At 54.8% G+C, this 19,737-nt stretch carries 17 protein-coding genes; 13 read left to right on the top strand and 4 right to left on the bottom strand.

Annotated elements, in window-relative coordinates; translation table 11 throughout:
• Nucleotides 1-144: 144 nt before the first annotated feature.
• Nucleotides 145-1,356, bottom strand: coding sequence for a CaiB/BaiF CoA transferase family protein (locus QSV34_RS06430; protein WP_289153003.1), 1,212 nt, complete (start codon nucleotides 1,354-1,356; stop codon nucleotides 145-147).
• A 426-nt stretch (nucleotides 1,357-1,782) separates the two neighbouring features.
• Between QSV34_RS06430 and QSV34_RS06425 the strand changes: the two genes are divergently transcribed.
• From QSV34_RS06425 to csrA, 3 genes are all read left to right on the top strand, one after another.
• Nucleotides 1,783-4,542 carry an aminotransferase class I/II-fold pyridoxal phosphate-dependent enzyme gene (locus QSV34_RS06425; RefSeq protein ID WP_289153001.1) on the top strand — a complete coding sequence of 920 codons (2,760 nt, stop codon included), beginning with the start codon at nucleotides 1,783-1,785 and terminating at the stop codon, nucleotides 4,540-4,542.
• Between the two features lie 248 nt (nucleotides 4,543-4,790).
• Entirely contained in the window at nucleotides 4,791-6,233 is a 1,443-nt protein-coding gene (locus QSV34_RS06420; RefSeq protein WP_289152999.1) for a hypothetical protein, read from the top strand.
• 254 nt (nucleotides 6,234-6,487) lie between these two features.
• Entirely contained in the window at nucleotides 6,488-6,832 is a 345-nt protein-coding gene (csrA, locus tag QSV34_RS15235; protein WP_502928993.1) for a carbon storage regulator CsrA, read from the top strand.
• Between the two features lie 50 nt (nucleotides 6,833-6,882).
• On the opposite strand, the gene QSV34_RS06410 is transcribed toward csrA, so the two are convergent.
• Nucleotides 6,883-7,917: a C45 family autoproteolytic acyltransferase/hydrolase gene (locus tag QSV34_RS06410; protein ID WP_289152998.1), complete on the bottom strand. Its 1,035-nt coding sequence runs from the start codon at nucleotides 7,915-7,917 to the stop codon at nucleotides 6,883-6,885.
• A 269-nt stretch (nucleotides 7,918-8,186) separates the two neighbouring features.
• Here QSV34_RS06410 and QSV34_RS06405 point away from each other — a divergent pair, with 269 nt between their 5' ends.
• From QSV34_RS06405 to flhB, 9 genes are all read left to right on the top strand, one after another.
• Nucleotides 8,187-9,464, top strand: a complete 1,278-nt coding sequence (locus QSV34_RS06405; protein WP_289152996.1) for a flagellar hook-length control protein FliK — start codon at nucleotides 8,187-8,189, stop codon at nucleotides 9,462-9,464.
• Between the two features lie 338 nt (nucleotides 9,465-9,802).
• Nucleotides 9,803-11,566: a gamma-glutamyltransferase gene (gene ggt / locus QSV34_RS06400; RefSeq protein WP_289152994.1), complete on the top strand. Its 1,764-nt coding sequence runs from the start codon at nucleotides 9,803-9,805 to the stop codon at nucleotides 11,564-11,566.
• A 428-nt stretch (nucleotides 11,567-11,994) separates the two neighbouring features.
• Nucleotides 11,995-12,546 (top strand): flagellar basal body-associated FliL family protein, encoded by a 552-nt coding sequence (locus QSV34_RS06395; protein ID WP_289152992.1) that lies wholly within the window; start codon nucleotides 11,995-11,997, stop codon nucleotides 12,544-12,546.
• 19 nt (nucleotides 12,547-12,565) lie between these two features.
• Nucleotides 12,566-13,015, top strand: a complete 450-nt coding sequence (gene fliN, locus QSV34_RS06390; protein WP_289152990.1) for a flagellar motor switch protein FliN — start codon at nucleotides 12,566-12,568, stop codon at nucleotides 13,013-13,015.
• Nucleotides 13,016-13,140: 125 nt separating this feature from the next.
• Nucleotides 13,141-13,650 carry a flagellar biosynthetic protein FliO gene (gene fliO / locus QSV34_RS06385; RefSeq protein WP_289152988.1) on the top strand — a complete coding sequence of 170 codons (510 nt, stop codon included), beginning with the start codon at nucleotides 13,141-13,143 and terminating at the stop codon, nucleotides 13,648-13,650.
• Between the two features lie 29 nt (nucleotides 13,651-13,679).
• Nucleotides 13,680-14,414: a flagellar type III secretion system pore protein FliP gene (gene fliP / locus QSV34_RS06380; RefSeq protein WP_502928996.1), complete on the top strand. Its 735-nt coding sequence runs from the start codon at nucleotides 13,680-13,682 to the stop codon at nucleotides 14,412-14,414.
• Between the two features lie 9 nt (nucleotides 14,415-14,423).
• Complete coding sequence (fliQ, locus tag QSV34_RS06375) at nucleotides 14,424-14,693, top strand: flagellar biosynthesis protein FliQ (RefSeq protein ID WP_289152986.1); 270 nt, start codon at nucleotides 14,424-14,426, stop codon at nucleotides 14,691-14,693.
• A 181-nt stretch (nucleotides 14,694-14,874) separates the two neighbouring features.
• Nucleotides 14,875-15,666 carry a flagellar biosynthetic protein FliR gene (gene fliR, locus QSV34_RS06370; protein WP_289152984.1) on the top strand — a complete coding sequence of 264 codons (792 nt, stop codon included), beginning with the start codon at nucleotides 14,875-14,877 and terminating at the stop codon, nucleotides 15,664-15,666.
• Between the two features lie 116 nt (nucleotides 15,667-15,782).
• Nucleotides 15,783-16,919, top strand: coding sequence for a flagellar biosynthesis protein FlhB (flhB, locus tag QSV34_RS06365; RefSeq protein WP_289152982.1), 1,137 nt, complete (start codon nucleotides 15,783-15,785; stop codon nucleotides 16,917-16,919).
• Nucleotides 16,920-16,921: 2 nt separating this feature from the next.
• On the opposite strand, the gene QSV34_RS06360 is transcribed toward flhB, so the two are convergent.
• Together QSV34_RS06360 and QSV34_RS06355 are read right to left on the bottom strand one after the other, a co-directional pair.
• Nucleotides 16,922-17,221, bottom strand: coding sequence for a type II toxin-antitoxin system RelE/ParE family toxin (locus QSV34_RS06360; protein WP_289152980.1), 300 nt, complete (start codon nucleotides 17,219-17,221; stop codon nucleotides 16,922-16,924).
• 30 nt (nucleotides 17,222-17,251) lie between these two features.
• Entirely contained in the window at nucleotides 17,252-17,479 is a 228-nt protein-coding gene (locus tag QSV34_RS06355) for a type II toxin-antitoxin system ParD family antitoxin (RefSeq protein WP_289152978.1), read from the bottom strand.
• 164 nt (nucleotides 17,480-17,643) lie between these two features.
• On the opposite strand from QSV34_RS06355, the gene flhA reads away from it, so the two are divergent.
• Complete coding sequence (gene flhA / locus QSV34_RS06350; protein ID WP_289152976.1) at nucleotides 17,644-19,737, top strand: flagellar biosynthesis protein FlhA; 2,094 nt, start codon at nucleotides 17,644-17,646, stop codon at nucleotides 19,735-19,737.

Below are 19,737 nucleotides of genomic sequence, written 5' to 3'. Positions count from 1 at the left end.
GTGTCTGTCACCCTTCGCTGCGACATTATAGCTAAGGGGTTTGAGCCTTGTAGGTCGGCCTTTAGGCCGACACCCTTGGTATTTTGATGGCCGCTGTTGTCGGGCTAAAGCCCGACCTACACTCCCCATCTCCAAGGTAAAGAGTTAAATCACCTGCTTATCGCTAAGTTCGTTAATTTCACTATCGGAAAGCCCCAGCAGGTCGCCAAACACTTCACGGTTATGGCTGCCAATCTCCGATCCGGCCCACTGGGTGGCGCCGGGGGTTTTCGCCAGACGCGGCAATACGGCGGGAATATCCAGTGGCTTGCCGTTGATCTCTACCCGCTCGAACAGGCCACGATCCCGAAAATGGGGGTCGTTAAACATGTCTTCCACGTTGTAGATGGGGCCGCAGGGCACTCGCGCTTCTTCCAGCAGGTCGAGAATCTGTTGGCTGCTGTGTTTGCTGCACCAGGCAGCCAGTGCTTCATCAATCTCTTGTTCGTGCTGCACCCGTCCGGCGTTGTCCGCCAGGCGCGGGTCGCTGGCCATCTGCGGATAGCCGGCGGTGGTCATCAAACGCTGGAATATGGAATCGCCATTGCCGCCGATCACCACGTATTTGCCATCGCTGCAACGGTAGGTGTTGGTGGGCACAATGCCGGTGAGGGTAGAGCCGGAGGGCTCGCGCACCACACCGGCACCGGAGTATTCAGGCACCACCGCTTCCAGCAGGTTAAACATGGATTCGTACAGCGCCACATCCACCACCTGGCCGCTGCCGTCATTGCGTTGCCGTTCGATAATGGCCAGCAAAACGCCCATGGCGGCGTGCATGCCGGAAATGGTGTCACCAATCGACAGATTGGGGCGCACTGGCGCTTCGCCGGGGTGGCCGTTGACGTAACGAAAACCGCTGATGGCCTCGCAAGCGGAGGCAAAGCCCGGCTTGTGAGAGTAAGGGCCGGTCTGGCCGTAGCCGGAGATGCGGGTGTACACCAGGCCGGGGTTGGATTGCTTGAATACTTCTGGCCCCAGACCCCATTTCTCCATGGTGCCGGGGCGAAAGTTCTCAATCACCACATCGGCGCCGTCAATCAGCCGATGAGTTAACTCACGACCTTTGTCCGACTTGAGGTCAAGAGTAATGCACTTTTTGTTGCGCCCCAGGCTGCGCCACCAGTAAGACGTGGTCACGCCGTCTGCATCGGTATCTACCTCGCGCCAGCCGCGAATGGGGTCGCCGCCTTTGGGGGGCTCCACTTTGATCACCTCAGCGCCAAAGTAGGCCAGCATCAGGCCAGTAAACGGGCCGGCCAGTAATTGGCCCAATTCAATAACGCGAATGCCTTCCAGGGGGCGGTGTGTGGGCACGTTGTTACCTCTGTAGTGTGGATGTTTGCAAAAGCGGCCATTATACAGATACCCCTAAAGGGTTGAATGGCCCTGTTTACCATAGCGAGCAGCTATGGGGTCGCTGCTTTTAGGATTGTGCGGCCACGGTATATTCAGTATGCTCAGTGACCGCGCCGGGTCTGGCCGGTGACAACTAGAATTCAAAGCTAAAATTAAAAGAAAGCAGCGCCGTTGTGGCGAATGCTATATGGCAATCACCGAGGGGGCTTGATTTGCCAGCCAATAAAACCGAAAAGGTTTGCCAATAATGCTCTGTGGGTTTTGTTCTGCCCGCGCAATCTGCACTTCTCTGCGGGAGTGTCGTGGTGTCACATGGCGCCAAAAACACATAAGTGCCTATTTTTTAAATTGTCCGCTGCTTAGTCAGCGGGTTTGGATATTGTTATGCCCGTAACAAAGAGTTTAAGAACCTATACCACCCTGGGTTTCTACCATAAGTTTTCCCAGCTGCGCAGCGACTCCTGGAGCCGTTTGAAAGAGCAGCTGAGGCGTTTGCTGGACGAGCGCGCCAACGATACCGAAAAGCGCGTCGCCCGCCGCGGGGTAATTGCCCTGATGCGCCTGCTGGAGCGCATTGAGGATTACACCGCGTTTCCCTCCAAAAAGGATTTCAACTACCTGCAGACCCTTTATAACGCCAAGGATTTCCGCAAGCTCAACCAGGTGGTTAAGCGCATTGATGCGGCGCTGACCTCAGATGCCTACCGCACCCGTGAAATTGACCTGGAAGGGCAGCCGGACAAAAACAATCCCCGCGAAGACTGGCAGGGCCGCCCCCACAGCCACAAGGGCTATTTTGAAGTGCTGGTGGTGGATGATTTTGTGTCTTCGGAGCATGAAGAACAGGTGCGCGCTGAACATCTGGCTCTGCGCAATGACAGCGACGATTTTATCTACGATGTAGTGACCGTGCGCAGTTTCGAGGACGCGCTGATCGCGGTGATGATCAACCCCAATATCCAGACCTGCATTATTCGCTACGGTTACTCCCTGCGTTCCACCCACAACTACGACATTTTCCAGCACTACCTGCTGGATGTGGACGAGGCGGAGCTGCGCCGCATGTCCGACACAGAACTGGGTACCAAGCTGGCGGAGAACATCAACCGTCTGCGCCCGGAGATTGACCTCTATATGGTGTCTGGCAGTGCCTCGGAAGAAGTGGCGGGTAAATCCAGTCTGTTTCGCCGCACCTTTTTCCGCGAGCCAGGGCAAGTGGAGCAGCACTCCAGTCTGCTGCGGGCTGTGTTCCAACGCTACGAGACGCCGTTTTTCTCCGCCCTGATGAAATACGCCCGCAAGCCCACCGGGGTATTCCACGCGCTGCCCATTTCCCGTGGCCAGTCCATGCGCAAGTCTCACTGGATGGACGATTTCTCCAGCTTCTACGGCGCCAATATTTTCCTGGCGGAAACTTCCGCCACCAGTGGCGGCCTGGACTCCTTGCTACAGCCCAAAGGGCCGATGAAAGAAGCCCAGCAAATGGCGGCCCGCGCCTACGGCGCCAGGGAAACCTATTTTGTTACCAACGGTACCTCCACCGCCAACAAGATTGTGGTGCAGGGCCTGGTGCGCCCCGGTGATGTGGTGCTGGTGGATCGGGATTGTCACAAATCCCACCACTACGCTATGGTGATGATGGGTACCCAGGTTTCCTACCTGGATTCCTACCCGCTCAACGAATATTCCATGTACGGTGCGGTGCCGCTGCGTACCATCAAAGAGCGCCTGCTGCAGTACAAGCGTGCTGGCCGCCTTGATGAAGTGAAGATGCTGATTCTCACCAACTGTACCTTTGATGGCGTGGTGTACAACGTGCAGCGGGTGATGGAAGAGTGTCTGGCGATCAAGCCGGATTTGATCTTCCTGTGGGACGAGGCCTGGTTCGGCTTTGCCCGCTTCAACCCTTCCTACCGGGCGCGCACCGGTATGTATTCCGCGGATAAGCTGCGCAACAAGTACCGCACTGACGACTATCGTCAGCAGTACGAAGCGCAACAAGAAGAGTTGGCCGCCTGTGACCCGAACGACGACAGCGCTTGGCTGGATCGGCAGTTGCTGCCAGACCCGGATAAAGTGCGCATTCGCGTGTACTCCACCCAGTCCACCCACAAAACCCTGACTTCACTGCGCCAGGGTTCCATGATCCATATTTACGATCAGGACTTCCGCCTGCGGGCCAAGTCGTCGTTTGACGAAGCCTATATGACCCACACCTCCACCTCGCCCAACTACCAGATTCTGGCGTCGCTGGATGCCGGCCGCCGCCAGGTGGAGCTGGAAGGTTATGAGTTGGTTCACCAGCAGGTAGAAACCGCCATGACCCTGCGCGAACAGGTGTACAGCAACCCGCTGCTGGCGCGCAACTTCAAGGTTCTGGTGAACCGGGACATGGTGCCTGAGGAGTATCGGGTATCCGGTGTGGAAACCTACTACGAGAAGGAAACCGGCTGGAGCCGCATGGAGGATGCCTGGGAGAATGACGAATTCGTTATTGATCCCACTCGCGTTACCCTGATGATTGGCAAAACCGGCGTCGATGGCGATACCTTTAAAAACAAATACTTGATGGATAAATACAATATCCAGATCAACAAGACGTCGCGCAACACCGTGCTGTTTATGACCAACATTGGTACCGAGCGCAGCTCTGTAACGCACTTGATCGAAGTGTTGGTGAAGATCGCCAAAGAGATTGAGCAGAATCAGGAAGAGTTTTCCGGTGCCGAACAGCGAGTGCACGAGAAGAAAGTAGCGGCGCTGACCAGCAACCCGCCACCGCTGCCGGATTTCAGCTACTTCCACAGCGCGTTCCGCACCAAGGATGCGGATGGTGTGCTTGATGGCACTCCCGACGGCCTGATTCGTGTGCCATACTTCCTCAGTTACGACGAGGATAATTGCGAATACTTCCGTTACGATAACGGCGAGATTCAACGGGAAATGGCCACAGGCCGAGAGCTGGTGTCTGCCAGCTTTGTTACTCCATACCCGCCGGGGTTCCCGATTCTGGTGCCGGGTCAGGTGGTGAGCGCAGAGATTATCGACTTCCTGCTGGCGCTGGATGTGACCGAAATTCACGGTTACCGCCCGGAGTTGGGTTTGAAGGTGTTCTCTCAGGAAGTGATAGATAGTCATTCGTGACAGGACTTTTATTCGTAATGGAATGTCATCGCGAGCGAAACGCGGCGATCCAGTGGCTTTAACTACAAAGTAAGAAAATTAAAGACTCTGGATTGCTTCGCTCCGCTCGCAATGACGCAGTACCAAGATAGAATTTTGAGGCAAGCAAAATGAATCAGGGCGACCGAACAAACGTTTGGACCCGATCCAGATGGCGTATAACAAGAGCCATGAAACAACTACAAAATGAAAACAGCAGGAGTGGTAAAGTGAAAAAATTACGTTCCCTTTCTGATATCTATCAGTATTTTCTGGACCTGGAAGAGCCGATCTACTTCGTCTCTGGTACGCCTTTCAATATTCTTGGTCTGGGCCAGCAAGTGCCGTCGCTGCGTTATATCAGTTACTTCGACTGTTTTGATGGCCACCACTACCGGGTGTTCTCTCCCAACAGCAACGACAACCCGGAATTCACCTGTATGGAAGACGTGGTGAACTACCTGTTGGAAAACAAAGAGGTAGAGGGTTTTGTGGATCGCACCGGTAACGGCTTGATGCTGACGGTGATGTTCGACGAAGAAACCGAAAAACTGGCCAAAGCGCTGGGTATGAAAATCGCCCTGCCGCCAGCCAGCTTGCGCACTCACATCGACTCCAAGATTGTTACCACCCGCCTGGGTGACGAAGCCAATGTGCCCAGCGTGCCCAACACCATGGGTACCGCCGACACTTACGAAGAGCTTAACGCTTTGTCGGAAGGGGCGGGCATCGGCACTGACCTGGTAGTGCAAACCCCCTACGGTGACTCTGGCCGCACCACCTTCTTTATCAAGAGTGAAGAAGACTGGGACAAGCACAGCGAAGACATCATCGGCGAACAGCTCAAGGTGATGAAGCGCATCGACAACATCTCCGGTACCGTGGAAGGTGTTGCTACCCGCAACGGCACCCTGGTTGGCCCGATCATGATGGAAGTGGTTGGTCACAGCAAACTGACCCCTTACAAAGGCGGTTGGAGTGGCAACGAAAACGACCCCAACTTCTTCGAGCAAGAGCGCCGCGACGAAATCATCGGCATGGTGCAGCGCCTCGGTGACCGCCTCTACAAAGAAGGCTATCGCGGTACCTTCTGCATGGACTTCCTGATCGACACTGCCACCGGCGAAGCCTACCTGGGTGAAATTAACCCACGTATCTCCGGTGCGTCCCCCATGACCAACCTGGTGACCCAGAAGTACGGCGGCGTGCCCATGCTGTTCTTCCACCTGCTGGAATATCTGGATGTGGATTGGGAACTGGACCTGAGCGCCATTCAATCCCGCTGGATGGACTACGGTTGCTGGAGTACTTTGGTGATCAAGAACACCGACGACAACGTGGAAATCATTACCCAGGCGCCTTCCAGTGGTATCTGGCGTTACGACGAAGGCGACATCACATTCCTGCGCCGCTCCTGGGACTGGAGTAACGTGTCCAGTTACAAACAAGGCTTCTACCTGCGGGTACTGGGTGCCGGTGAATACGTCTACAAAGGCGCCGACCTGGGTATCTTGCTGCTGCGCGGCCGGGCCCAGAATGACGACGGCAGCCTGACCAGCCGCGTTAAGGGTTGGATCGCCGCCATCCGCGATCAGTACAAAACCACGCCACCGGCCGCGGATGCACAGGTGCCGGAACCCAAGCAAAAAGGCTTGCTGTATAAGATTAACTAAGTGCATCAAACACAAAAACGCCCCGCTTTTTAGCGGGGCGTTTTTAGTTGTGGTGTGGTTCTAAATTGCGGGGTGAGGTCATTAGCTTGACCTTACCCCAAGTGAGTAATATTCGCTCGATTTTACTGGTGCAGTATTCGTTTTCCTTGTGGCCAATTTCTGACGATGAAAAAAATATTTGCTAAGAATTTGATATCTAAGCCAATACAATCCATCTTTAGCAAGATTACTAAATCAAAATGAGAGAACTATCAATGTTAGAACTTACAAGGTATGTTGGTGAAAGATTGATGATTGGAGATAACGTGGTTATCACCGTACGAGAGACCAATGGCAATCAGGTTAGCTTTGGTGTTGATGCTCCAAAGGAGGTCTCGGTACATCGCAAGGAAATATACGACAACATCAAGCATGGTATTCCTAAGCCCGACAAAAGAAAGAACAGCAATGCTGACATAAATGAAGCTATAAGCCTTCTTAAACGCCTGATCGAACTAGAAAAAAAAGGCGATATACATATTACATCAAGCCAGTCGAATACTGAGTATATTGAAATACTTGCCGGCGCAAGCCGTTTGGTCTCAAATGAATCAAAATAAGCGATTCGCCCTGCAATTCGCTAGCGAATATGCTTTTAGGTAATTGCCCCCTAAACCTGATCCTCAACATTCACCCGCCTTTCCGTCGGCGTTACCTGAATCTGCATATCCTGAAAATGCGCAAACGACTGTTCCATCTGCTGGTTGGGCCACAGCAAGGTCACGCTGCCCAATGCCGGTTGGTAGCAGCTGGTGTAGATGGTGCCCCAGCCTTTGGCGTCTTTATTGCTGCGGTACAGTGGCGGGCTTAAAAACAGTTGTTTGAGGTGTTCCAGAGATTGGTGTTGGTCGTTGACGCGGCTTTGCAGGAAGCGATCCCGTACCCGGCTGTCGGACAAAATTTCCAGCGCTGTTTCCAGACCACTGTTGGGCTGGTGGTTGGTGGTGGTGGGTACATGGGTAATCTCTGCCGCCTGGTCGGGGCCAATAAATACGGTGCGATGATCACCCTGGGCATCCATCAGTACGATGTTGTAGGCCATTGACACTGGTATGCGCTGCAGTACCGCGCAGGCTTCCGCCACGGTGCGACAGAACTCAAGGATGTAGCGCAGCGCCAGAGTCACCGCAAAGCCGTCTCCCACCTGCAATTTGCCGCCAAAACTCAGTGATGCGGTGAGGCCATGTTCGTTAATGCCGTCGAGAACTCCCCACAGACAGTCGGTCATGGCGATCACCCGGGTGCCATTCCAGTTGCTGTGCAGCAGCATGGCGTCCCAGAGTTTTAACGGAAAGTCGTAATTACGTACCAATGCGTTGCCCTGGGGGCGCAGCCAGGCGGCTTGGGAACAGCCGGCTACAAAGGCCGGTGAGTTATACAGGGAAAGCAGTTGTGGCAACAGATGGGCATCATTGAGATGTGGTGCAAGGCGATTGATCAGGTGATCGTAGCTGGGTATCAGCTCTGGCATATGGGTGGCGAGCTGGGCGCGGCAGACTTCTGTAGTGGGCCGCTCACGATTGTCGACGCCGCTGGTGTACCACTTGGCGTAAGCAGGCCAGCGGGCGGCGATCGCCGGGGGCAGGTTGATGCCGTCGACGTCATCGCTGACAGCAGAAAAAACAAAGTCTTTATCGAAACCCATATAGAGTTGCCTTATTGATACCCCTAACTGCACTGGGTGCCTGCCGAAACAATCATCCAGGGGGTCATGTGGCAAGGCGACAAATCACTCTATCCAGATGGCAGTGTCATTGCAATTCCGAGACGTTATACAGCTATGAGTTATGTCTATGAGTAGCTGCAATTTTTTCTTTACGAAGAGATTGGCCCGGGTTTTGCAAAACACCAATGGAATGGTGGCAGGCGGCAATAGAGCCGGCGGCCAATGTTTTATGACTGTGGAGTGATTGTATGAATGCACCCCAAATTAACGCTGTGCCAACCGCAGGCAAAGCCACGGGCAGTGGCGCGGGTAGTGGCGTAAGCCCCGCTTCTGAAAGCCTGCCGTCAGAGGGCGGTGAATCCTTTGCCAAACATTTGAAGCAGCTGGATCAAAGCCAGCCCCCGGCAAGCAAGCAAACACCACAAAATACCGCTGCTGAAAAACCACAGGCGACACCATCGAAAACCCATACAGCCCAGGAATTGCGTGATATTGCGCAGTTCCGTGGCGATGCGATGCCAGAGGCTGTGCTGCCACTGGCAACTGGCTTGGCTGAGGATGGAGAACCCGGTGTGGTGGCTGGCGAATATCAGCAGGCGGTGTTGCAGCAGCTGGCGGAACGGCTGCAGGCCGGGGAGGAAGTGGTGGTTTCCAGTACCCAGCCGCAGGTTTCGACAGATGCCTTACCTGTTGCGGGTGAAGGTGCTGAGCAGCAGATATTGCTGACCAGCGCCAGTGTGCCTGCTGTGGGAACCAATTTGCCGCAAAGCGGCGATCCTTTGCCGCCGGTTGCATCGGACATGGCTCGTCAGGCCGTGTCAAAACCGCTACCCCAGGCGGTAGAGCCGGGTCTGAACCGCGCAGCTTTGGCGTCTCAGCAGGAGCTGCCCGCAAAAGTTGGCCTTGAGTTGCCAGCCAATACCTTGCAGCCAGAGAAAGCACTGGCGGATGCCGGGCGTTTTTCTGCAATTTTGGGTTCTGCGGCTGAGAGCACCGCCCAGTCTGCCGGTGGTGGTAATTCGTCGTTAACGGCATCGGTGGCTTCGCTGGTGTCCGGGGCACAGACGTTGGGCTCTACAGAAGCCAACGCAGCGCGGCCGGTTGTCTCACTCAATACTCCCCTTGGTGAACCCGGTTGGGCGCAGGAAGTAGGCAGTCGTCTGCAGGTGATGGTGGAGCGGGGCAACCAGCGTGCTGAGATTCGTCTCAATCCGCCGGAGTTGGGTTCTATCGAAGTCAGGTTGAACAATGACGGTGAACGTACCAACGTCACCTTCTTTGCTCAAAATGCCACCACTCGCGAAGCGCTGGAAGCGGCACTGCCCAGGTTACGTGAAATGTTTGGTGAAAATGGCCTGCAGCTGGCGGATGCCAATGTTTCTCAACAGCAAACCATGGCAGGAGGGAAAGAGTCTGGTGAACACAGCCGTGGTGGTGAGTTTTCCGTAGCCGATATGGGCCCAGAAGATGTTACTGAAACAACCGTTACGCGCACGGTAAATGGTTTGGTGGATACCTATATCTAGCCTGCAAATGAATTGCCTTACCGTCATGCCCGCGAAGGCGGGCATCCATAGACCGCCGTACCTTCTGGCTTTAGTGCCGTATTCACAATGGATCCCCGCCTGCGCGGGGATGACGACTCTTTGAATTTAGTGCCACTAGATTGCCGCGTCGCCTTTCTCTTATAAGAAAATCTCCTCGCAATGACGACTTGGGAGGTTATGTCGCTGCGCTCAGAATGATCGCACATAGATACATCCATCCGGGGTTTACCAAAACCGAGGTAGTTACCTGCCATAACACTGGAAATACCTATCACCATATGATTTGCTATGCCCACAATAATTTGAGGGTATAGATTATGTTGTTTCCATTGTTCAGGGCACTGCTGTTGTCCCTGCCCATTGCCTTGCCGGTATCGGCAGGCTCTTCCGTTCCCGCCGGCGAAGTTAGCCACGGCCCATACAATATGGGCAACGTGGGTATTGTTCGCTACGAAGACGTATTCCACCCGGTGGTGGGGCGTCGCGGTATGGTGTCCAGCCAGAACGCCGAGGCCACTCAGGTGGGCCTGGATATTCTCAAGGCCGGCGGCAATGCCATAGATGCTTCCGTTGCAGTGGGTTTTGCTCTGGCGGTGACCTTGCCACGGGCGGGTAACCTGGGCGGCGGCGGCTTTATGGTGCTGCACTCTACGGAAAAAGGTGGATCCGCCGCGCTGGATTATCGGGAAATGGCTCCCAGTGGTGTCACTGCCCAGCACTTCCTCCACGAGGATGGCAGCAAGGATGTGGAATCGGCAAAATACTGGCACGCCATGGGTGTACCGGGCACCGTGGCTGGTATGCACGCGGCTTGGGAACGCTATGGCAGTGGCAAGTTGAGCTGGAAACAACTACTGGCCCCCGCTATTGAATTGGCGGAGAAAGGCTTTCCGGTGAACTACGACCTGGCACAGCTGCTGTCGGTAAAAAGTGGCTGGTTGCTGAAAAATGACGCCACCGCAAAGGCCTATTACAAAAAGGGTGGTTTGCCCTACCAGCCCGGCGAAATTCTGGTGCAGAAAGACCTGGCCTGGTCGCTCAAACAAATCGCCAAACATGGTCCCGACGCTTTTTATAAAGGCGCTATTGCCAAAAAAATTGTCGCCGATATGGAACGCCACGGCGGCCATATCGATATGCAGGACTTGGCCGCTTACGAAGTGAAGTGGCGCAAGCCAATCACTGGCAGCTACCGCGGTTACGATATTGTTTCCATGCCGCCACCCAGTTCCGGCGGTGTCGCCATTGTGGAAGCGCTCAATATTATGGAGAGTTTTCCTGTCAATGAGTGGGGCATCTCCGCCAAAGCCGTTCACGTGATGGTAGAGGCCATGAAGCGCACTTTTGCGGATCGCGGCCTGCATATGGCAGACCCAGACTTTTACGATGTGCCGGTGGCCTGGTTAACGGATAAAGCTCGCGCCAACAAATTGGCGAAAGGCATTGATATGGAGCGGGCTACGCCGTCGTCTGAACTCAAGGGTGATCAGCTGCCCACAGAGAGTCCAGACACCACCCATTATTCCATTGTCGATAATCAGGGCAACGCGGTATCCAACACCTACACCCTGGCCAACTCCTACGGCACTGGCCACACCATTGCTGGCACCGGGATTCTGATGAACAACCAGATTTCCACCTTTTCCGTGCGCGCCGGTATTCCCGGAGCGGAAGGCTTTTCCGCCAGTCACGCCAATCGCCTGCAAACCCACAAGCGCCCGGTGAGCTCGCAATCGCCCACCCTGGTTCTGAAAGACGGCAAACCCTTTATGGCGGTGGGCAGCCCCGGCGGCAGCCGCATTATTAATTCGGTGATCCAGATGATCGTTAATGTGGTGGACCACGATATGAACATCGCCGAGGCCACCTATGAACGTCGGGTTCACCACCAGTGGATACCAGACCTGCTGGAAGTGGAGCCGGGCTTTAACCGCGACACCATGCAACTGCTGCTGGATAAAGGCCACAACGTGGAAATGACCCGCACCATGGGCAGTACTCAATCCATTATGGTGAAGGATGGTTACTTCCTGGGGGCGTCTGATTCTCGCAGGCCGAATGCATTGACGTTGGGGTTATAAAAACAGCGGCGGGCTGCGAGCTGCGTGCTACGAGCAGCTTGTGCCAATCTATTATTTTGAACGAATCTAAGAGCCTCCTCACTTACCGCAAGTGAGGAGGTTTTTTTGCACTCAGAATGCAGTGCTTCCCTCGATCTGCTCGTAGCCCGAAGCCCGCTGCTCGTAGCCTTTCAAAAAGTACGACCTAATCCCCAGAATCACACCCAACTCCGCGTTAACCTAACCCTGCCGATTTTCTGTCGGCAGGGCTTTTTTGTAACAACTACAGCCCGTCAAAACTTCGACAGTTAATAGTGTCGACTTTCTAATCTATTGAAACAAAAGAAAAAAATTGTCTGGCATAACTATTGCTGTGCAACAGAATAGTAACCGGGCGTTCAATCCCCCTCGCTGTCGGGCGAGGATATTTTTTGTTGAGGAGTACCTGAATGGCAGATGCAAACCCCGACCTGGACTTGGGTGAAGCCCCCGCTGGCGCGGAAGAGAAAAAAAGCGGCGGCAATATGATGTTAATTATTATTGTTGCGGTGGCGGCATTGGCGCTGGGTGCCGGTGCTGCCTGGTTTATGTTGCCCCAGTCTGAGCCAGCGGCCGAGGGTGAAGAAGTGGCCGCTGAGCAGTCGGCGGAAGAAGGCGCTACTGAAGAACAACCTGCCGAGGCACTGCCGGAGCCAATCTACTACGACCTGGGCCAAGAGTTTATTTCCAACCTGCAGGACTACGGCTTCGTGCGTATGAAAGCCTCGGTCATGTCCTATGACCAAATGCAGGTGGACAAAGTCAATCACAACAAAGCCGCCATTCTCCACGAAGTATTGTCGCTGTTGCGTGCCCACAGTTACGAGCAACTTTCCACGACTGAAGGGCAGGAAACTCTGCGTATGTCCATCAAGGACAAAGTGCAGGAAATTATCCGCGCCGGCGAAGGCGGTGGCGTAGAAGAAGTGTATTTGACCGACTTTATTCTGCAAAAAAATTGATCTGACCATTGGGAAAACCATGAACGATAAAGTGGATGGCAATCCAGACGTACTGGCTCAGGAAGGTAACGACAATAAGCAAGCGGAAGCCAAACCGGAATCCGCCGCCAGCGCCGATGCCGGACAGCAGCCAGCGGATGAGGCTCAAGCCTATCAGCCAGAAGATGTTTCCAATCTGTCTTCGGAGCCCTCTGCGGGGACGGGAGGCGACGTCAACCTGGCGGCCATTCTGGACATTCCGGTTAAGGTCACTGTCGAGATTGGCCGCACTCAGGTGCCGGTCAGCGACCTGATGCAGTACAACCCCGGATCTGTGGTGGAACTGGATCGCCTGGTGGGAGAACCACTGGATGTGTTGATCAACGGCACGCTGGTTGCCCGTGGCGAAGTGGTTGTGGTCAACGACAAGTTTGGCGTGCGGCTGACCGACGTGGTGTCCCCGGCTAGCCGTTTTCAGTCGATGCAATAACTGTGGTTTGTTTTGTACCGACTCCAATCGTAAATCGTCATCGCGAAGGAGCGCAGCGACTGCGGCGATCTCCTGCCATGTACTCCGATTTCAGGAGATTGCCGCGTCGCCTGCGGCTCCTCGCAATGACGGGAATTACAAAACTGATTACAGCTCTTACCCTTTGCCTGCTGTTGGCTACAAATACTGTTTTGGCACAAGCTGAGACAGACGACCCTCAATCCGCACAACAAACAATCGTTGAACAAGCAAAACCAGCAAAAATCGAACGCTCCAGCCCTCTTGCCACAAACAATACATCCCCCAACAGCAGCTACGTAATGCAACTGGTGGCCAGCCTGTTGGTGGTACTGGTGGCGTTTGCGGCGCTGGCTTGGTTGGTGAAACGTTTTAATCGCCTGCCCGGCCGCAGTGGCAACCATATGCAAGTGTTGGGAGCTATGAGTCTGGGCGCTCGCGAACGCGCGGTGCTGGTGCAAGTGGGCACCACGCAAATGTTGCTGGGGGTGTCTACCGGGCGGGTGGCGACGCTGCATGTGTTTGATGAACCAGTGGTAGAGGTGGAAGAAGGGAATGCATCCGGGCTGAATTTTGGCGCCATTCTCAGCCACCTGGGCAAGGGAGAAAAGTCGTGAATCGCGCTTTGATATTGCGCAGCCTGACTATTCTCACGCTGCTGATATTGCCCCTGTTTACCAGCGCAGGGTTTGCCTCGGCGGAGCAGGGGCTGGAGCTGCTTACCGTGAAGCCGGACGGAGAGGGTGGCGAAACCTACAGCACGCCCATCCAGATTCTGCTGATTATGACGGTGCTCAGCCTGTTGCCCACCGCGCTGATCACCATGACTTCCTTCACCCGCATTATTGTGGTGCTGTCTATTTTGCGCCAGGCACTGGGCACCACCACTACGCCGTCTAACCAGATTTTGGTAGGGCTGGCACTGTTCACCAGTATTTTTATCATGTCGCCGGTGTTTGAGCGCGCCTACGATGCGGGCCTCAAGCCCTACATGGAAGAGCAGATGCCATTTACCGAAGCCATGCAGGCTGCCAGCGTGCCGCTGCGGGAATTTATGCTCAACCAAACCCGCGAGAACGACCTTTCCATGTTTGCAGAAATGGCAGGCATAGAAGCGTTGGAAAAACCGGAAGACGCCCCCTTCAGTGTGCTGCTGCCCGCCTTTGTGACCAGCGAACTGAAAACCGCTTTTCAGATTGGTTTTATGATTTTTATTCCCTTTCTGATTATCGATTTGGTGGTGGCCAGCGTGCTGATGTCCATGGGTATGATGATGCTGTCGCCCATCCTGATTTCCCTGCCGTTCAAAATCATGCTGTTTGTGCTGGTGGATGGCTGGTCGTTGATTATTGGCACACTGGCATCGAGTTTTTATACATGAGTTTTTTCTATGACCCCTGAATCGGTAATGGATCTGGCCCGCAACGCCCTCTACCTGACGGTGATGATTTCGGCACCGCTGTTGTTGTCTGCACTGGGTATCGGGTTGCTTATCGGTATTCTCCAGGCCGCTACCCAAATTCAGGAAATGACCCTGAGCTTTATTCCCAAACTGATTGCCCTGGCCGTGGCTCTTGCCGTTGCCGGCCCCTGGATGCTGGAAGTCTGGGTGTCGTTTACGGAAAACCTGTTTATGGATATACCGGGCCTTATCGGCTGAGAGATGGGAGACGGGAGATGAAAGACGCAAACCCGCACCATCGTCATTCTGAGCGTAGCGAAGAATCTCTTACCTTGTTACGAAGTGCGAGATCCTTCGTTGCACTCAGGATGACAAGTGCAATGAACTGCGCTTTTTCGTCTCCCGTCTCACATCTTCCGTCTCACACCATGGCTTCGCCATGGAACTAACCAGCACACAAATTTTCACTTGGGTAGGCAGCCTGTTTTGGCCCTTTATCCGCCTCAGTGCCATGATGCTGGCGACACCAGTGCTGGGGTCGCGAACCATTCCTGTGCGCATTCGTGTATTTGCGACTCTGGTTATTGCCTGGATGCTTTACCCCTATTTACCTCCTGCTCCCCCCGTTGACCCACTATCGCCTGAGGGCATTCTGATTTCTGTTCAGCAAGTGCTCATTGGTGCCTCCATGGGTTTTATTTTGCAGATGGTGTTCGGTGCGGTGGTGATGGCGGGGCAGAATATTGCCATGAGTATGGGCTTGGGGTTCGCCTCGGCAGTAGATCCGCAAAACGGCGTGCAGGTACCGGTACTTAGTCAGTTTTTTATGGTGGTTACCACCCTAGTTTTCCTGGCGTTGGATGGCCACCTGGTGATGATTGAAACCCTGGTGCAGAGCTTCAATCTGTTGCCGGTAGGTGGTGCGGCACTGTCGTCGGACTATATCTGGCAGGTGGTGTCTTGGGGCAGTTTTATGTTTGTAGGCAGTGTGCTGATAGCGGTGCCGGTGATGGTGTCGCTGCTGCTGGTGAACCTGGCGTTCGGAGTAATGACCCGCGCTGCGCCACAACTGAATATTTTTGCGGTGGGCTTTCCTGTTACCTTGCTGGCAGGTTTTGTGCTGTTGCTGTTCAGCTTGCCCGCGCTGTTGCCACAGTTGGTTAGCCTGTTTGCCGATGCGTTTGCCAATGTTCAGGATATGCTGGCGATGGAGGCGGCGAATGCGCCTTGACGTGTTGGACGTTCGACGTTTGATGTTTGACGAAAACGCAGCGATGTTGGTATGTGCCACCGAACGCTGCTCGTCGAACGTCAAACGTCTAACTTCAAACCCCAAAGAGGTTTTCCATGTCTGAGCACGAAAGCGGCCAGGAAAAAACCGAACAACCGACCCCCAAACGGCTCCGGGAGGCACGTAAAAAGGGCCAGGTAGCCCGTTCCCGCGAGCTCAATACCATGCTGTCCCTGCTGGCAGGGGCCGTTGGCCTGCTGTTTCTCGGCGACACCATGTTTACCAAACTGTCACTGCTGGTCAGCGATAGCCTCACTCTGGAACCTAAACAGATTCGCGAACCGGCGATGATGGCGGCCACCTTTGCCGACAGTTTTATGACTGCTCTGTGGCTAATGACACCGTTGTTTGTGCTGTTGATCGCCGCCGCCTTTGCCGGGCCTCTGTTTGTGGGTGGCTTCGCCTTCAGTATGAAAGCCGTGGCGTTCAAACTCGAAAAAATCAACCCGCTTAAAGGCTTAAAGCGGATGTTTTCCATGAAAAGCCTGGTGGAACTGCTCAAGGCCGTCGCCAAATTTCTGGTGGTGGCGGGTGTAGCTGCTGCGCTGCTGTGGAGCATGCTCGACAGCCTGCTGGCGTTGGGGGTGGAGGAACTGTCGGCCTCGCTGGCTCACGCCGCTCAACTTTGTGGCTGGGCGTTTGTGGCCATCAGTGCGGCGTTGATTTTGATTGCTGCCATCGACGTGCCCTTCCAGCTGTTTCAGCACAACAAACAGCTGAAAATGACCAAGCAGGAAGTGAAGGACGAACTCAAGGAAAGCGAAGGCCGGCCAGAAGTGAAAGGTCGGGTACGGCAATTGCAGAGAGAAATGTCCCAGCGGCGCATGATGGAAGAAGTGCCCAAGGCCGACGTTGTGATTACCAACCCCACCCACTTCGCCGTAGCGTTGAAATACGATGACACCGGCAACGGCGCACCAATTGTGGTGGCCAAGGGCTGCGACCACCTGGCGGCGCGCATTCGCCAGGTGGCGGAAAGCAACCATATCACGCTGTTTTCCGCCCCACCCCTGGCCCGTGCCCTCTACGCTACCACTGAACTCAATCAGGAAATCCCCGCTGATCTTTACCTGGCGGTGGCCCAGGTACTGGCCTATGTGTATCAACTCAACAATATGGTGGATGGCCAAGCGCCGGAAATGCCCACGGATTTACCGGTGCCTGAAGGGGAGTGGAGCAAACCCGTCGAATAAAGTTAACGAAACAAGTTAAGCAAGTCGCGATGGCCTTCAGTGATTGAAATCACCCGTAGTTCCTGTTCCTTATACATAAAGAAAATAAGGTAGTTGCCATAGGCAAAGCTGCGGATATCTTTGCCCAGCTCAGGGCGTGGATGGCCTACTTGGCCGGAGTAGCTGGCAAGTTTGCGACACTGCTGTCGGAGTTTGGAGGTAAATTTTAGTGCTACTGCAGACGAGCCGCTTTGCCTGGTGAGATAGCTTTTGATGTGCAGCAAATCGTCCCTTGCCTGGTTCAAATAACGCAGTTTGTACATCCCTGATTCCCTGGTAGTACCTAGCCAGTTTTATGATTGAATATCTTGTTGCAGCAATGCGTCCAATTCGTCGTCTGTGTGGCTGCCGCCTCGTTCGATGGAATCTGCCAGATGTTGGCGCAACGCGGCAAGGCGCGCTTCTCGTTCTTCTACCAACCTCAAGCCTTCGCGAACCACTTCACTGCCATTGTTATAGCGCCCGGCTCGCACCTGTTCGCGGATAAACTGATCGAAATGTCGCCCAACGGTGTAGCTCATATCACTGATCCTCCTGACAAGGACTATAGCTCAAAATGTCAACAAGTGTCATTTGTTGGTATTTGTCTGTGAGATTGGGGATTCAATTTTTGGCCCAATAATTGCTCAACCTACCTACAGGGCGTAAAAGCGCCAAAAAACTATCATTGGGCAGTGGGTAGCGAATGAAGGAATTGTTGGGCAATTTGGGCAGCGGGCGCTTTAGTGTGCTCGGCCTCGGCACGCCGGTTCTGCTGATGGTGATGCTGTCCATGATGGTGTTGCCGTTGCCAGCACCGCTGCTGGACTTGCTGTTTACCTTCAATATTGCCCTGTCACTGATCGTCCTGCTGGCATCTATTTACACCAAGCGGCCGCTGGAATTTGCGGTTTTCCCCACGGTTTTGCTGGTGGCTACGCTGCTGCGCCTTGGCCTTAATGTGGCTTCCACACGAGTGGTGCTGATGAACGGCCACACCGGTACCGGTGCGGCGGGCGAGGTGATCGAGGCCTTCGGTGAATTTGTGATTGGCGGTAACTATGCCGTCGGTTTTGTGGTGTTTGCCATTCTGGTGATCATCAACTTCGTGGTGGTCACCAAAGGTGCCGGGCGTATTTCGGAAGTCAATGCCCGCTTTACTCTGGACGCCATGCCCGGCAAACAAATGGCCATCGACGCCGACCTTAACGCCGGCATTATCAATTCTGACGAAGCCCGCCTGCGTCGGGAAGAAGTCTCTCAAGAGGCGGACTTTTACGGGGCCATGGACGGTGCCAGCAAGTTTGTGCGCGGCGACGCGGTGGCGGGCATTCTAATTCTGCTGATCAACATTGTCGGCGGCCTCTCGGTGGGTGTGGCTCAGCACAACCTCAGCTTTGAGCAGGCGGGCCACAACTACGTACTGCTGACCATCGGTGACGGCCTGGTAGCGCAGATTCCTTCCCTGCTGCTGTCTACTGCCGCGGCCATTATTGTTACCCGGGTGTCTTCCAGTCAGGACATGGGCCAGCAGATGATGTCCCAGCTGTTCGGCAACCCCAGGGCGCTGGCGGTGAGTGCCGGTGTGGTGCTGATTCTCGGCTTGGTGCCGGGCATGCCCAACTTGGTATTCCTCACCATTGGTGCGGGTTTGGCGGGCCTGGCTTACTGGCTCAGCCAGCGCAAGAAAGTGGAGCTGGTGGACGAAAGCCAACAGCCGCGCCCGGAAGAACAGCCTCAGGAAGTACGTGAGCTGAGCTGGGACGACGTTCAGCCAGTAGACATGATTGGCCTGGAAGTGGGCTACCGATTGATTTCATTGGTGGACAAAACCCAGGGTGGTGAACTGCTTTCCCGCATTAAAGGCGTGCGCAAAAAACTCTCCCAGGAACTGGGCTTTCTGGTGCAGCCGGTGCACATTCGCGACAACCTGGATCTGAGCCCCAGCGCCTATCGCATCACCCTGCAGGATGTGCCGGTAGGGGAATCGGAGGTATACCCCGGCAAGGAGCTGGCCATCAATCCCGGTCAGGTGTTTGGCGAGCTCAATGGTATTCCCGGCGAAGACCCGGCGTTTGGCCTGCAGGCGGTATGGATTGAGCCCTCCCAGCGGGACGAAGCCCAAACCATGGGCTACACGGTGGTGGATTGTAGCACCGTGGTGGCCACTCACCTGAGCCAGTTGCTGAAAGACAACGCCTGCGACCTGCTGGGCCACGACGAGGTGCAACAGCTGCTGGATGTACTCGCCAAGAGCTCGCCAAAACTGGTGGAAAACCTGGTGCCGAAAACCCTGTCTCTGGGCGTGGTGCTGAAAGTGATGCAGAACCTGCTGCACGAAAGTATTCCCATCCGCGATGTTCGCTCTATCGCCGAGGCGTTAGCCGAACACGCGCCGCGCACCCAGGAAGCTGACCCATTGACCGCCAGTGTACGAGTGGCTCTTGGGCGTACTATCTTCCAGGGCATTGCTGGCATGGAAACCGAATTGCAGGTAATGACCTTCGATCCAGAACTTGAGCAAATGCTGCAAAACAGCCTGCAAAACGGCGGTGGCGGCATCGAGCCAGGGCTGGCGGAATCCATGATGCGGCAGATAAACGCCAACTCCCGTCGTCAGGAAGCGGCGGGGCAGGAGCCGGTGTTGTTGGTGTCATCACCTCTGCGCTTATGGTTGTCGCGGCTGCTGCGGGGCAACGCTCCCAGCCTGCATGTACTGGCCTACGATGAAATTCCCGCCAATAAGCGGGTGAAGGTGACCGCTTCCGTGGGCCGGGAATCCATGGCGTTGGCGGGTTAG

It is taken from the genome of Porticoccus sp. W117, assembly GCF_030341905.1.
Taxonomy (GTDB): Bacteria; Pseudomonadota; Gammaproteobacteria; order Pseudomonadales; family Porticoccaceae; genus SCSIO-12696.
This window is presented reverse-complemented; position numbering and strand designations above follow the sequence as displayed.